General features: G+C 72.5%; 12 protein-coding genes. 3 read left to right on the top strand and 9 right to left on the bottom strand.

Annotated elements, in window-relative coordinates:
* Positions 1-9 precede the first annotated feature (9 nt).
* The 3 genes from tatA to ACFQBR_RS17060 form a co-directional block, all read right to left on the bottom strand.
* Positions 10-342 (bottom strand): Sec-independent protein translocase subunit TatA, encoded by a 333-nt coding sequence (tatA, locus tag ACFQBR_RS17070; protein ID WP_344180670.1) that lies wholly within the window; start codon positions 340-342, stop codon positions 10-12.
* A 66-nt stretch (positions 343-408) separates the two neighbouring features.
* Positions 409-594, bottom strand: a complete 186-nt coding sequence (locus tag ACFQBR_RS17065; RefSeq protein WP_267945312.1) for a hypothetical protein — start codon at positions 592-594, stop codon at positions 409-411.
* A gap of 60 nt (positions 595-654) precedes the next feature.
* Positions 655-2709 carry a helix-turn-helix transcriptional regulator gene (locus ACFQBR_RS17060; RefSeq protein ID WP_267945313.1) on the bottom strand — a complete coding sequence of 685 codons (2055 nt, stop codon included), beginning with the start codon at positions 2707-2709 and terminating at the stop codon, positions 655-657.
* Between the two features lie 102 nt (positions 2710-2811).
* On the opposite strand from ACFQBR_RS17060, the gene ACFQBR_RS17055 reads away from it, so the two are divergent.
* Positions 2812-3924 (top strand): DUF3866 family protein, encoded by a 1113-nt coding sequence (locus ACFQBR_RS17055; RefSeq protein WP_344180668.1) that lies wholly within the window; start codon positions 2812-2814, stop codon positions 3922-3924.
* A 315-nt stretch (positions 3925-4239) separates the two neighbouring features.
* Here the strand turns inward: ACFQBR_RS17055 and ACFQBR_RS17050 are convergent, their stop codons facing one another.
* The 6 genes from ACFQBR_RS17050 to ACFQBR_RS17025 form a co-directional block, all read right to left on the bottom strand.
* Positions 4240-5253 carry a methionyl-tRNA formyltransferase gene (locus ACFQBR_RS17050; RefSeq protein ID WP_352984971.1) on the bottom strand — a complete coding sequence of 338 codons (1014 nt, stop codon included), beginning with the start codon at positions 5251-5253 and terminating at the stop codon, positions 4240-4242.
* Positions 5254-5452: 199 nt separating this feature from the next.
* Positions 5453-6550, bottom strand: a complete 1098-nt coding sequence (locus tag ACFQBR_RS17045) for an FKBP-type peptidyl-prolyl cis-trans isomerase (protein WP_344180664.1) — start codon at positions 6548-6550, stop codon at positions 5453-5455.
* Between the two features lie 151 nt (positions 6551-6701).
* Positions 6702-8060 (bottom strand): Pup--protein ligase, encoded by a 1359-nt coding sequence (gene pafA / locus ACFQBR_RS17040; protein ID WP_267945317.1) that lies wholly within the window; start codon positions 8058-8060, stop codon positions 6702-6704.
* Positions 8061-8171: 111 nt separating this feature from the next.
* Entirely contained in the window at positions 8172-8921 is a 750-nt protein-coding gene (gene prcA, locus ACFQBR_RS17035; protein WP_267945318.1) for a proteasome subunit alpha, read from the bottom strand.
* Positions 8922-8977: 56 nt separating this feature from the next.
* On the bottom strand, positions 8978-9820 hold the full coding sequence (gene prcB, locus ACFQBR_RS17030; RefSeq protein ID WP_267945319.1) for a proteasome subunit beta: 843 nt from the start codon (positions 9818-9820) through the stop codon (positions 8978-8980).
* A gap of 168 nt (positions 9821-9988) precedes the next feature.
* Entirely contained in the window at positions 9989-10192 is a 204-nt protein-coding gene (locus ACFQBR_RS17025) for a ubiquitin-like protein Pup (protein WP_267945320.1), read from the bottom strand.
* Positions 10193-10911: 719 nt separating this feature from the next.
* Here ACFQBR_RS17025 and ACFQBR_RS17020 point away from each other — a divergent pair.
* Both ACFQBR_RS17020 and ACFQBR_RS17015 read left to right on the top strand, forming a co-directional pair.
* Positions 10912-12036, top strand: a complete 1125-nt coding sequence (locus ACFQBR_RS17020; protein ID WP_378553794.1) for a S1 family peptidase — start codon at positions 10912-10914, stop codon at positions 12034-12036.
* Between the two features lie 167 nt (positions 12037-12203).
* Positions 12204-13385: a S1 family peptidase gene (locus ACFQBR_RS17015; RefSeq protein ID WP_344180659.1), complete on the top strand. Its 1182-nt coding sequence runs from the start codon at positions 12204-12206 to the stop codon at positions 13383-13385.
* Positions 13386-13769 lie beyond the last annotated feature (384 nt).

Below are 13769 nucleotides of genomic sequence, written 5' to 3'. Positions count from 1 at the left end.
GCGCCTGGATCAGTTGCCGTAGGTGCGGTGGGTGGTCTCACCGGACTCGTCGACGATGCGCTGGCCGGGGGGCAGCTGCGGGTAGTTCTGCTGCTGCGGCTGCGACGGCTGCTGGGGGTACTGCTGGCCGGCCGCGGGGTTCTGCTGCTGGGAGGCCTGCTGGGTCTGGGCCCCGTTCGCCTCGGCGTTCTCGTCCTCGTCGATCAGGCCCTTGCTCTCGGCCTTGAGGATGCGGGCGCTGCGCCCCAGGGATCTGGCCAGGTCCGGCAGCTTCTTGGCTCCGAACAGCAGCAGGGCCAGGATCGCCAGGATGGCGAGGGTAGGTCCGTTGAACGGTCCCATGGTTCTACCTCTCTGTGGGGCGCGAACAAGCGCCTTCGATGGTACGCGTACGCGGATACGGGTCCGTCATGTCCCCGCACCGCTTCGACCGACGCGCTCACGCAGGTCATCACTGCTCGCCCGGTACTCGTCCGACGCCCGTGCCACCCGCTCGGACAGCACGCCCGCGGCGCGGCGCACCCGCAGGGCGAGGGCCGCGACGACGGCGAGTCCGGCTGTGAACACACCGAACAGGACGGCGAGGACGATCACGCGTTCACCTTATCCCTTGCGGAGTGACCGCCACCCCTGCCCCCGGTGAACAGCTGGGCCTCACTCGGGCGACGAAGTGGTCTCGACCAATTTCCCACAGGATTGTTCTGTGCGGTAGTACTCCAACGCCCGCAGTGCTTCGGCGCGCGCCTCCTCGGCGAGCGCTCCGGGCGCCACCACGCGCCCCTCCGGCCCCAGCATCAGCGCGAGGCGCACCACCCAGGCGGGAGCGGGCGTGCGCAGTGTGGCGCGGACCCCTCCCCCGGGGAGCTCGGTCACCGACTCGCACACGTAGTCCTCGGTCACCCAGCCCGCCGTGGGCTCCAGGTCGAGGGTGACCTGGGCGTCGCGGTCCGAGCGCTGGAGCACCCCCGCGGACAGGTCGCGGCGGCCCACCCCCTCGGGGACCTCGGCGGCGTAGGGCAGGACGGTGAGCTCCAGCACCCTGTCCAGGCGGAACAGGCGCACGTCCTCGCGCAGGTGGCAGTACCCCTCCAGGAAGGGGTAGCCGTCCTGGACGACCAGGCCCATGGGGTCCACATCGCGTTCGGTGACCTGGTCCAGGTAGCCCGACAGGTAGCGCAGGTGCAGGCGCTGCCCGGCCTCCAGGGCGTCGGCGCAGCGCCGCTGGGTCCGGGCGACCTGCTCGTCCCCCTCCACCCGTACCTGGACCGAGTCGGCCAGGGAGCCCAGGGCGGCCCCGGCCGCGGTGCGCAGCTTCTCCCCGACCCGCTTGAGCGCACCGCCCTCCAGTCCCTCGGTCTCGGGGAGCGCCTCCAGCAGGGACAGGCCCACGACCAGGCTGGCCGCCTCGTCGGCGGTGAGCCGGAGCGGCTGGGCGAGGGTGTCGGCGTTGGCGATGATGATCTCGCCGGTCTCCTTGGCCGCGTCGAGGTCGACGTCGATGAGGTCGCCGGGCGTGTAGCCGGGCAGTCCGCACATCCAGAGCAGGCTCAGGTCGGCGACGACCTGCTTCTCGCTGAGCCCGAAGTGCTGGGCGACCTCCGGGACGCGCACGTCGCGGCCCAGGGCGTAGGGCACCAGCATGAGCAGCCGGCGCAGCTGGTCGGCCGAGCGGGGCCCGCGCGCGGGGGCGTCGGTCCCCCCGGCTCCGCCCGTGCCGACGGGCTCGGACGCGGCGGCTCCGGCCGACCCGGCCGTGGCCGCCAGGTGGGCCGCCATCGCCTCGCGGGCCCCGGCTGGCTCGACGATCTCGGCGCGCGAGCCGAACGAGGCGACGCGCCGCACGAGGGCGGGGGTGTCCGAGTAGGGGTAGCTGAGGGTGTCCCAGCCGTTGCCCGAACCGTCCCTCTCCCCGGGGACCACGCGCAGGGCGCGGCGGCGCAGGGCGTGCGCGGAGTCGGCGCGCACCCGCAGGAGGGCGGTGCGCTCGGGCTCGGCGGTCTGGCCCGCGACCACCGAGCGCAGGTCGACGCCCTCGGGGATGACCACGTCGGGGCCTCCCCGCAGGACGGTCACCTCTCCCCGGATGCGGCCCAGGCGGAACACCCGGCGCGCGTCGCGCAGCCGGTCGTGGCCGACCACGTACCAGTGGCCGCGCAGGTTGACGATGCCCCAGGGCTCGACCTCGCGGGTCTCGGACTCGGCCTGGCCCGGCTTGCGGTAGTCGAAGGAGATGGGGCGCCGGTCCCGCACCGCCTGCCAGACGGGGCCGAAGGAGGGCTCGTCGGTGCGCATCGCGGGGGTGAGCCCGGGTGCGGCCTCGCTGTCCACGGGCACCCCCGCGGAGCGGAGCTTGAACAGGGCGTTGGCCGCCGCCTCGCCCAGGGAGGCGTGCCTCCAGGCGCGGGCGGCCAGGCCCAGGACGAGGGCCTCGTCGGGAAGGAGCTCGATCTCCGGCAGCTCGTAGTCGGAGCGGGAGATGCGGTAGCCCTCCTCGCCGCTGACCGCGTCCCCGGTCCCGACCTGGATGGGGATGCCGCTGTCGCGCAGTTCGCGCTTGTCCCGCTCGAACATGCGCTTGAACGCCGACTCGGTGTCCGCCTCGGCGTAGCCGTGCACCGTCTGCCTGATCTCCTGGGCGGTCAGGTGGCGGCGTGTGGACAACAGACAGATGACCAGGTTCAGCTGTCGTTCCGTCTTCCTGCGAGACATCGTCCGCACCCTTCTCGCCCGCGCATGGTGGATGGACCGGCCGGGGTGCGCTCTGGCGCGTCGTCCCTACTCCGGTTCAGCAACGACGGTACCGTGCCTGGCATGATCCGGTGGCGCCGTGGTGAAGTCCGTCAGCTCCTCCCGTCCTGGCCGGGGGTCGCCCTGGCCCTGGTGGCGGTGGACCCCGCCGACGAGGGGGACGGGGTCACGGAGGGGACAGGCACGGGCCCCGTGGCGACGTGCCGTGCGCTGGCCTACACCGACCTCGTCGGGGAGCCCGGGGTCGGGGACTCCGTGCTGCTCAACACCGGGGCCCTGGACCTGGGTCTGGGGACGGGCGGGTACGCGCTGGTCGTGGCTCTCCCGGACCGCCTCCCCGCCGACCGGGAGGGGCCCGGACACCTGGTGAAGGCCCGCTACACGCCGCTCCAGGCGACCGTGCTGGGCGCGGACGAGCAGGGGTCGCCCCACCACGGGGTGCTGCGGTCCGCCGACGGCGTGGACGGCATGCCCGTGGTGGTGGCCGACCTGCACTCGGCGCTGCCCGCGGTGGTCGCCGGGGTGCGCGCGGAGCGGCCGGGGACGCGGATCGTCAACGTGATGCTGGACGGCGGGGCCCTGCCCGCCGCGTTCTCGCAGCTGGTGGGGGCCCTGTGTGAGGAGGGCCTGGTCGAGGGGTGCGTGACCACCGGGCAGGCCTTCGGGGGCGATCTGGAGGCGGTCACCGTGCACTCCGGGCTGCTGGCGGCCCGGCACGTGATGGGCGCGGAGGTGGCGGTGGTGTGCCAGGGGCCGGGGAACCTGGGCACCGGCACCCCGTGGGGGTTCTCGGGGGTCTCCTGCGGCGAGGCGGTCAACGCGGCGGCCGTGCTGGGCGGGCGCCCGGTGGCCGCGCTCCGGGTGAGCGAGGCCGACGAGCGCGAGCGGCACCGGGGGGTGTCGCACCACAGCATGACCGCGTACGGGCGCGTGGCGCTGGCCCGGGCGGACGTGGTGGTGCCGGTCCTGCCGGGGGTGTTCGGCGAGCGCGTGCGCGCCCAGGCCCGGCCGCTGGGTGAGCGGCACACCCTGGTCGAGGTCGGCGTCGACGGCCTGGAGGAGGCTTTGGCGGCCCTGCCGGTGAAGGTGTCGACGATGGGCCGCGGGCTCGACGAGGACCGGGCGGCGTTCCTGAGCTCCGCCGCGGCGGGCCGCCACGCGGCGGCGCTGCTGTAGGGGCCGCCCGGGGCCGTCCACAGCCCCTTCCCCCGCGCCCTCCGGTGGGGTTTCCTGCGATACAGGGGGGCCCACGGCTCCGTCGGCCCGGTGCTGCCCGGGACCGCCCGTGCGCACACCCCTCGCGCCCGCCGGACCCGCCCGCACCGGCCCGGGACGGGGTGGGACGCCCCGTGTGCGCCCCGGCGCCCGCCGGACGCGGCGTTCCGCCCGTCCGCACCGGCCCTGCCGTTCCCGGTGCCTGGGCGCCTCCCGGCCCGCCGCGCCCCGTCCGGCGGCAGGGCCCCACGGCCCCGGGCCCCGGAGGCCCGGTTCTCAGGCGCTCTGGAGCGCGTCCGGGCTCGGCGCCTGCCCGGGCACCGGCACCCTGCGGGTGGAGGCGAGCATGTGCTCGGAGGGTGCGTCGAAATAGGCGCCCGGGCGGAACATGGACAGCGAGGTCGGCTCGGCCCGCACCCCCTCGTCGACCCGCAGCGACTCGGGCACGAACACCGTTCCGTCCCCGCAGGTGATCCCCCACCTGCGCCCCTCCCCGACCGAGACCACCTGTCCGGGGTCCCCGCCCCGGGCCTCCCCGTGCAGCGCCCCCGCGCACAGGGTGATCCGCGCGCCGCCGAACATCGCGAACGCCCCCGGGTAGGGGGAGGCGAGCGCGCGCACCATCCGGTCCACGTCGCTCCCGGCGGCGGTGAGGTCGAGGTGGCCGTCGCTGGGCCGCCTGGTGGGCCACACCGACGCGTGTCCGCTCTGCGGCCGCCGCGGGGCCGAGCCCTCCAGGAGGTCGTCCAGGTGCCGGACCAGCAGCTCCGACTGGAGGTGGCCGACCCGTTCGTAGAGGCCGGTGGCGGTGGCGTCGGCCGGGACGTCGAACCAGCTCTGGTCGACGATGTCGCCGGTGCCGGGCTCGCGTTCGAGGTGGAAGAGGGTGACGGCGCTGGATCGCATGGCGCGCAGGATGGTCCAGGGGATGGGCGCGTACCCCCGCCCGACCGGGAGGGGCGAGGGGTGGAGCCCGACCGCGCCCAGCGCCAGCGGGTCCAGCACGTCCTCCTGGACCAGCTGCGACCACCCGGCGACGACCATCAGGTCGACGCCGTGCGCGGCGAGGGCGTCCCGGACCTCGTCGGAGTTGATGTCCGAGACGCGCAGGTGCGTCAGGTCGTGGCGGCGAACGACGGACTCGTAGTCGAGGTACCCGCAGCGGTGGGCCAGCTCCCCCGAGTAGGACACCACCAGGGCGGGCGGGCGCCCCTGGGCGCAGAGCTCCTCCAGGGCCGCAACCCCGAGGCGTAGTCCTGACACGTAGCAGTAGCGCCTTCGGTCCGACATCACTCCCCCTCGCCTGTCCACGGATCCTCCGACTCTACGCACGGGGACCTCGTCCGGCCCGGGACCGCACCCACCGGGCGTGTCAGGCCCCGGCCCCGCGCAGGGGCCCGGACACCGCCGTGGCGCGAACGGCCCCGGACACGCGACCGCCCCCGCGGGAGGCCGGCGGGGGCGGTCGTACGCGTACGCGCGGAGGCGGCTACTCCCCGCCCTCGGCGGGGTCGGCCTCCTCCTCGGCGCCCTCCTCGGGGGCGGCTCCGCCTTCCTCCTCGGCGGGCGGCGGGTTCTTGTAGGACCCGAGCACGTCGACGACGAAGACGAGGGGACCGGCGGGAGCGCCCATGGTCTCCTCCTCCGTCGCGCCGTAGGCCATGTCGGCGGGAACGGACAGGAGCAGGCGGCTGCCGACCGGCTGGCCGACGATGCCCTCGTCCCAGCCCTCGATGACGGCTCCCGCGCCGATGGTCGTGTCGAACGGGTCGCCGCCGCGGCTCCACGTGGAGTCGAAGGACGGGTGCTCGCCGTTGTCGTCGGCCTCCCAGCGCACGCCGGTGTACTGGACGATGACCTGCTCGCCCTCCTCCACCTCGTCGCCGGTGCCCTCGATGAGCGGGACGACCTCCAGGTCCTCGGGGGCCTCCGCGTCCTCCGGGAACTCGATGGTCGGCTCGCTGTGGCCCTCCTGGGTCACCACGGGCAGGCCGTCGCCGCCGTCGGTGCTCTGCTCCCCGGGCACGACCGAGCCCTTGTTGAAGCTGTTGACCAGGTCGATGACCAGGACGCTGGCGCCGGCCGGGGCGGCCTGTCCGGCCGCCTCCGCCTGGGCCTGCTCGTCCTCGGTGAGAGGGGGCATGACGTAGACGGCGCGGCTGCCGACGGGCTGGTTGACCAGCACCTCGCTGATCTGCTCCGGCATCTGCTCCATGCGGATCAGGTCGGGGGCGCCGGTCTCGTAGCTGGACATGCCCTCGGCGAGCTCGCCTTCGCCGGGGCCGGTCCACTGGTACTGGACCACGTTGGCGACGACCAGGTCGTCCGCGCGCACCAGCTCGTCCTCACCCGAGCCGGCGCTGACGATGCCCGAGATCTCCTCGTCCGGCGGGTCGGACTCGGGGAAGGTGACCTCCGGTTCCTCACCGACCTCGCCGGTGACGGTGGGCAGCCGTGGGTCGAGCTGGTCCCCGTTCATGCGCAGGAAGGCTGGCGTTCGCCATTCCTCTGGGATGCTTCCGCAGCTTGAGACCGCCAGGGTGATGGCGGCCAGCGGCACCGCGAGGGCGGCGGCACGTCGGTGCATGAGTCACAACCTCTGATTTCCGGCTTGGGACAGGGTCACACTACCGAAAAGTAGGGCCGTAACCACCCCCGGGAGCGCACCGAACGCCAGAACCCCGCCGCGGAGGGCTTTCGTCCTCCGGGCGGGGCCCGTGTCCGACTGCTGCGGAAGGTCACATTCCGGCGATGAGCTTCTCCACGCGCTCGTCGACCGACTTGAAGGGATCCTTGCAGAGCACGGTCCGCTGCGCCTGGTCGTTGAGCTTGAGGTGCACCCAGTCCACCGTGAAGTCGCGGCGCTGCTCCTGGGCACGGCGGATGAACTCCCCGCGCAACCGGGCCCGCGTGGTCTGCGGGGGCACCGACTTGGCCTCGAAGATCTTCAGGTCGCCGACCACGCGGTCCATCTGGCCGCGCTTCTGCATGAGGTAGAAGAGTCCGCGGTCGCGGTGGATGTCGTGGTAGGTCAGGTCGAGCTGGGCCACGCGCGGCGACGACAGCGACAGGTCGTGCTTGTCCCTGTAGCGCTCCAGGAGCTGGTACTTGGCGACCCAGTCGATCTCCCGGGCGACGGTGTCCAGGTTCTGGGTCTCGACCGCCTCCAGGGTGCGCTGCCACAGGTCCAGGATGCGCTTGCCGGTGGCGTCGGTGCCGTGCCGGTCGACGTAGCTCTGCACCTTGTCCAGGTACTCGCGCTGGATCTCCAGTGCGCTGGCCTCGCGGCCGTTGGCCAGCCGCACCTTGCGCCGGCCGGTCATGTCGTGGCTGACCTCGCGGATCGCCCGGATGGGGTTCTCCAGCGTGTAGTCGCGCATGACGACCCCGGCCTCGATCATGCGCAGGACGAGGTCGGTGGAGCCCAGCTTGAGGAGGGTGGTGGTCTCGCTCATGTTCGAGTCGCCGACGATGACGTGCAGGCGCCGGAAGCGCTCGGCGTCGGCGTGCGGCTCGTCGCGGGTGTTGATGATGGGGCGGGAGCGCGTGGTGGCGGAGGAGACGCCCTCCCAGATGTGCTCGGCCCGCTGGCTGACGCAGAAGAGGGCGCCCCGGGGGGTCTGGAGGACCTTGCCGGCGCCGCAGATGATCTGGCGGGTGACCAGGAAGGGGATGAGCACGTCGGCCAGGCGGCCGAACTCCCCGTGCCGTCCGACGAGGTAGTTCTCGTGACAGCCGTAGGAGTTGCCCGCCGAGTCGGTGTTGTTCTTGAACAGGTAGATGTCGCCGGCGATGCCCTCCTCGTGCAGGCGCTGCTCGGCGTCGACCTGCAGCCCCTCCAGGATGCGCTCGCCGGCCTTGTCGTGGGCCACCAGGTCCACGAGGCTGTCGCACTCGGGGGTGGCGTACTCGGGGTGGCTCCCCACGTCCAGGTACAGCCGGGCGCCGTTGCGCAGGAACACGTTGCTGCTGCGCCCCCAGGAGACCACCCTGCGGAAGAGGTACCGGGCGACCTCGTCGGGCGACAGCCTGCGCTGTCCCCGGAAGGTGCACGTGACCCCGTACTCGTTCTCCAGCCCGAAGATCCGTCGTTCCACGCGGCCTCACCAACTTCCCGTCACCGGGGTGCGGACGACGGGCCCTCGCCGTCCGCACCCGCCCGGCCGGTGCGGCGCCTCGGGCGCGCCGCACCGTCGTCATCGTTCAGATCACTCGTCGGCCTCGTCCTCGGTGCTGTCGCCGCCCGGGGCGGCAGCGCCTCCGGCCTTGCCCTCCTCGATGAGGGCGGTCAGGCGACGGCCTTGGATGCGGCGGAACTTGCGGTGCTGCCTGGAGCGCTCCAGGATCGCGACCTCCAGGTTGGAGGCCTCCAGCTCCCGCTCCTCGCCGTTCTCGCGCGCGAGGGCGCGGGTGGCCGCGTTGAGGGCGGCGCTGAGCGGGGCGTCGGCTGCGAAGCGGTCCTTGAGCTGGGTGGAGACGTGTTCGGACGATCCGCCCACGGCCACGAAGCCCTGTTCGTCGACGATGGAGCCGTCGAAGGTGATGCGGTAGATCTCGTCGTCGTCGGCGGTGTCCCCGACCTCGGCGACGACGATCTCCACCTCCCAGGGCTTGAGGCTCTCGCTGAAGACGGTTCCGAGGGTCTGGGCGTAGATGTTGGCGAGCTGGCGCCCGCTGACGTCGCGGCGGTCGTACTGGTACCCGCGCACGTCGGCGAACCGCACGCCCATCAGGCGCAGGTTCTCGAACTCGGGGTAGCGGCCGACGGCGGCGAAGCCGATGCGGTCGTAGAGCTCGCTGATCTTGTGCAGTGTGCGGGACATGTTGTCCGCCACCATGAGGATCCCGCCCTCGTACTGCAGGACGACGGCGCTGCGGCCGCGCGCGATGCCCTTGCGCGCGTAGTCCGCCTTGTCCTTCATCTGCTGTTCGGGGGCGACGTAGAACGGCATCGACACCGCGGATCGTTTCCTTACCTAGTCGGGAGAAGTCTGGGGTGGGGACGGCTGCCGGATCAGCCCAACTCGACGGTGGGGCCGTCGGGGTGCTCGGCGCGCCCCTCGACCACCTCCGTCGCCAGGCGGGCGACGACCTCGACGGGCAGGCGGCGGTGGCCGTCCTCGGTGATGACGTCGACGAGGGGGAAGATCTTGCGGTGCAGGTCGGGTCCGCCCGTGGCGGAGTCGTCGTCGGCGGCGTCGTAGAGGGACTGGAGCGCCACCTTGGCGGCGCCGGTCTCGTCCAGGTCGTCGCGGTAGAGCTTCTTGATGGAGCCCCTGGCGAAGACCGACCCGGAGCCGATGGAGTGGTAGCGCTGCTCCTCGTAGCGTCCGCCGACGGCGTCGTAGCTGAAGACCCGTCCCACCCCGGTGTTCTCGTCGAAGCCGACGAGGATCGGGACGACGACGAAGCCCTGCATCGCCATGCCGAGGTTGCCCCGGACCATCTGGGCGAGCTTGTTCGCCTTGCCCTCGAGGGAGAGCGAGCGGCCCTCCATCTTCTCGTAGTGCTCCAGTTCGACCTGGTAGAGGCGGGCGAGTTCGATACCGATCCCGGCGGAGCCCGCGATGGCCACCGCGGAGTACTCGTCGGTCCGGAAGACCTTCTCCATGTCGCGGTTGGCGATGACGTTGCCCTGGGTGGCCCGGCGGTCGCCCGCCAGCAGGACTCCCCCGGGGAAGGTCAGGGCGACGATGGTCGTCGCGTCGGGCGTGAGGTGTTCCGTCCCACCTCCGGCCGGGAGCTTGTGCCCGGGCAGCATCTCGGGGCTGACCGAACTGAGAAACTCGGTGAAGGACGAGGTTCCCGCACTCATGAAAGCGGCCGGCAACCGTCCGCCCTCGAACCCTTCGAACACGCGACTCCCTCCACTCGCGCCCCACCCCGGCGTGGGGGCGGGTGGGGCGCCTGTTGTCCTTGTTTTCGGCGGCCGGGCGGTGCTCCGGCCGATGAGACTGACCCTAGTCGGGCGCACGGCGGTGCCGGGGGCGCCCGGGTGCGCTGTCAGCGAACCGCCGCGGAGCGGCTACTCGCCGCCCTTCTGCACGAACTGCCGGACGAAGTCCTCGGCGTTGCTCTCCAGCACGTCGTCGATCTCGTCGAGGATGTCGTCGACGTCCTCGTCGAGCTGGTCCTTGCGTTCCTGGACGTCCGCCGCCGCCTCGGTCTCCTCGACCTCCTCGTCGCGGCGCGAGGCGTGCTTCTGACCGCCCGTGTCCTTCGTCGCCATGGCGTCTTCCCTCCCGTTCGGGCTCCCGTTCGGGGCTCTCGCCCTTATCTTGGCCCAACACCGCGCGACTCAACCCCCTTCCCGGGGCCCGATACCCGCTAGTTACCTCGGATCGTCCGATGTGCGCGCGGCGTGGCCCGCGCGGGCGCCCGTTTCGCACCGGGCGTGTCTCCCGGAGCGGCTCCCGGGGCGTTCGGCCCCCGGGCCCGCACCTCCGAGCGGAACGAGATACATCGCAATGCTGTTCGGAAAACGCACGCTCGTTCGCCAGGCAAACAAAGTTACCCATGAGTTACCGCTCTGACCTTTGCAGTTACATATGCGTGGCCGAACCATCACAGATGGCACCCGGTTCCAGTGGCCGAATCCGGCCACACAACACCCCTTGCACCGAGAGCCGATGTGTGATCCGAAAATGATCACAGTAGGAAACTACAAGGTCAGACATGTCGTCACGATGAGTGATCGGGACAAAAGCATCGGATCATCACATGATCCTTTCGTCACGTGAATGAAATACCAGGTTCTCGGTCCTTTCGTTGCCCAAGATGTGCACTTAACGTGGATGAACGTTGACCGAGTGTCTTGACTGCAGGACATACGGCGAACCGGCCGGAGTTTTCGTCTCATCACGGGCTCCGGTCCGGGGTCCGACGCCCTCGCCGGCGGGTGTCGGGCCCCGAACCCCCGTCAGAATTCCCCAAGGAGAGTAGGGATCTATGCGACCCTCCCCCGTTATCTCCGCGATCGGCACCGGCGCACTCGCGTTCGGCCTGGCGTTCTCCGTGACGCCGGGCGCGACCGCGGCGGTCGTCCCCGCCGAGCCCGCCGCCAGCGGCGGGTCCGCGACGATGCTGGAAGCCCTCGAGAGGGACCTCGGCCTCACCCCGCTCGGGGCCGAAGCACTTCTCGAGGCCCAGGAATCCGCCTTCGAGACCGACACCGAGGCCACCGAGGCCGCGGGAGACGCCTACGGCGGCTCCCTGTTCGACCCCGAGACACAGGAGCTCACCGTCCTGGTGACCGACGCCGCGGCCGTCGACGCGGTCGAGGCCGCCGGCGCCGAGGCCACCGTGGTCTCGTACGGCACCGAGGGCCTGGCACAGGTCGTGGACGAACTCGACGCGGTCGGCGCGCCCGAGGGCGTCGTCGGCTGGTACCCGGACGTGGAGCGCGACACCGTCGTCATCCAGGTCACCGAGGGCGCGAGCGCCGACGGCCTCATCGAGGCCTCCGGGGTGGACGCCTCCGCCTTCGAGGTGCAGGAGACGGTCGAGGCGCCCAGACTGCTGGCCGAGATCGTCGGCGGCGAGGCCTACTACATGGGCGGCGGCCGCTGCTCCATCGGCTTCGCCGTGCAGGGCGGCTTCGTGACGGCGGGCCACTGCGGCACCGTCGGCACCACCGCCGAGAGCTCCGACGGCACCGGCTCCGGTGTGTTCGAGGAGTCCGTCTTCCCCGGCAGCGACGGCGCCTACGTCGCTGCCACGTCCAACTGGACCGGGACGAACCGGGTCGAGGGCAGCTCCTCGACCGTCTCCGGCTCCACCCAGGCGCCGATCGGGTCGGCCGTGTGCCGCTCCGGCTCGACCACCGGCTGGCACTGCGGCACCATCGAGGCCCGCGGCCAGACGGTGAGCTACCCGGAGGGCACGGTCGAGGACCTGACCCGGACCGACGTCTGCGCCGAGCCCGGCGACTCCGGCGGCTCGTTCATCTCCGGCTCGCAGGCCCAGGGCGTCACCTCCGGCGGCTCCGGCGACTGCACCTCCGGCGGTACGACCTACTACCAGGAGGTCGGACCGCTGCTGAGCTCGTGGGGGCTCAGCCTGGTGACCGGCTGACCCCGGCCGCCGACCGGGCCGACCGGCCCACCGCAGCGCGTCCCCGTCCGCACCCGCGGGCGGGGACGCCTGCCGTCTCCGTCGTCCACAGGGGCAGAGGACGTCTGGCGCCGAGCGGACTTCCGGGTTCTCCTGGAGACACCCCTCCCCCAGGAGAACGGACGACCATGCACGCCTCCCCCTCCCCCGTGCCGCGAACCGCCGGCGCCCTCCTCGCGCTCTCCCTGACCACCGTCCTCGCCTTCGGATCCGCGCCGGCGCCCTCGTGGGCCGCCCTCCCCGCCGCCCCGGACTCCACCGCGCCCGCCCGCCCCGGGTCCTCCGCCGGTCCGGCCGACGCCGTCGCAGCGCAGTTCGGCCTGAGCCCGTCGGCCGCCCGGGACCTGCTCAGAGCCCAGGAGGAGGCCGCCCGTGCGGACGCGGAGGCCGCCGAGGCCGCCGGTCCCGCCTACGCGGGCTCCGTCTTCGACAGCAGCACGCTCCGGCTGACCGTCCTGGTCGACACCCCCTCCGTCGCCGAGGAGGTGCGAAGGACCGGAGCGCGGGTCGAGGTCGTCCCGCGCTCCGCCGACGAGCTGGACGGCGTCGTGGCCGGCCTCGACGCGGCCGGGCCCCGCGCGGGGGTCGTCGGCTGGTATCCGGACCCGTCCGAGGGCGCCGTGGTCGTCGAGACCGTGGACGGGGCCTCGTCCGAGGCCGCCGCCCTCGTCGAGGACGCCGGTGTGGACCCCGCCGCCGTGCGGGTGCGGGAGGGCGCGGAGCAGGCGGTCCCCTACGCCGAGGTCGTCGGCGGCCGCCTGTTCCGGACCGGCGGAGGCGTGTGCACCATCGGCTTCGCCGCCACCGCCCCGGGGGAGCCCGGCTTCCTGACCGCGGGGCACTGCGGCACCGCGGACGCCCCGGTGGAGAGCATCCCCGCCGGGGCCTCGGGAACCTTCCAGCACTCGCAGTTTCCCGGCTCCGACGGCGCGTTCGTCCGCGTGGGGCCCGGGTGGACCCTCACCAACCTGGTCGACGACCAGGCCGGGGGGTTCGTCGAGGTCACCGGCTCACAGCCCGCGCCGATCGGATCGACCGTGTGCACGTCCAACCCCTACAACGGGTGGCGCTGCGGCAGGATCCTGGGCCGCAACCACACGGTGAGCTACCCGCAGGGCACGGTCCACGGCCTGACCCGGACCGACGTGTGCTCGGGCCCCGGGGGCTCCGGCGCCCCCTTCGTCGCGGGCTCGCAGGCCCAGGGTGTGACCTCCGGCGGCTCCGGCAGCTGCGTCTCGGGCGGCACCACCTACTTCCAGGACGTCAACCCGCTCCTCGCCATGTGGGGCCTGGAGCTGGTCACCTCCTGAGGCCTGCCGCCGTCTCCGCCCCGTGGGCGGCCGGCGTCCCGCACGGGCGCCGGCCGCCCACGCGTCCGCATCCGGCCAGACGCCCGTGCCCGGGGCCGCGCCGCGAACCGTCCGCACAGCCCCTTTGGCACCTCTGTGACCTCTGGTGTTACATCCAGGTAGCCGGGCTGTCACGAACGGTACCGGGTACCGGTGTCCGCATCCGGCCACGGAGCATCCCTTGCGCACGGGCCGCCGCTTCGATCCGTGAGCGCCCGACTGCGGAAACCGCAAGGTCGCGCACCGGACGGCTACGCGTAGCCATGACGGAACAGAGGGTCATCGGACGATCCTTCGTACGTCTGAATAGATCAACACAGAGCGGGTCTTTCCCTCACCAAAGTG

Source organism: Nocardiopsis tropica (genome assembly GCF_042660575.1).
GTDB lineage: Bacteria > Actinomycetota > Actinomycetes > Streptosporangiales > Streptosporangiaceae > Nocardiopsis > Nocardiopsis tropica.
The sequence above is the reverse complement of the archived record's forward strand: the minus strand, read 5'-3'. Positions and strand labels throughout refer to the sequence as shown.

Excerpts from the sequence above, each read along its gene's own strand:
- ACFQBR_RS17025 (WP_267945320.1), bottom strand. The coding sequence starts at position 10,192 with ATGGCGACGAAGGACACGGGCGGTCAGAAGCACGCCTCGCGCCGCGAC.
- ACFQBR_RS17050 (WP_352984971.1), bottom strand. The coding sequence starts at position 5,253 with ATGTCGGACCGAAGGCGCTACTGCTACGTGTCAGGACTACGCCTCGGG.
- tatA (WP_344180670.1), bottom strand. The coding sequence starts at position 342 with ATGGGACCGTTCAACGGACCTACCCTCGCCATCCTGGCGATCCTGGCC.
- ACFQBR_RS17060 (WP_267945313.1), bottom strand. The coding sequence starts at position 2,709 with ATGTCTCGCAGGAAGACGGAACGACAGCTGAACCTGGTCATCTGTCTG.
- ACFQBR_RS17055 (WP_344180668.1), top strand. The coding sequence starts at position 2,812 with ATGATCCGGTGGCGCCGTGGTGAAGTCCGTCAGCTCCTCCCGTCCTGG.
- ACFQBR_RS17020 (WP_378553794.1), top strand. The coding sequence starts at position 10,912 with ATGCGACCCTCCCCCGTTATCTCCGCGATCGGCACCGGCGCACTCGCG.
- ACFQBR_RS17015 (WP_344180659.1), top strand. The coding sequence starts at position 12,204 with ATGCACGCCTCCCCCTCCCCCGTGCCGCGAACCGCCGGCGCCCTCCTC.
- ACFQBR_RS17045 (WP_344180664.1), bottom strand. The coding sequence starts at position 6,550 with ATGCACCGACGTGCCGCCGCCCTCGCGGTGCCGCTGGCCGCCATCACC.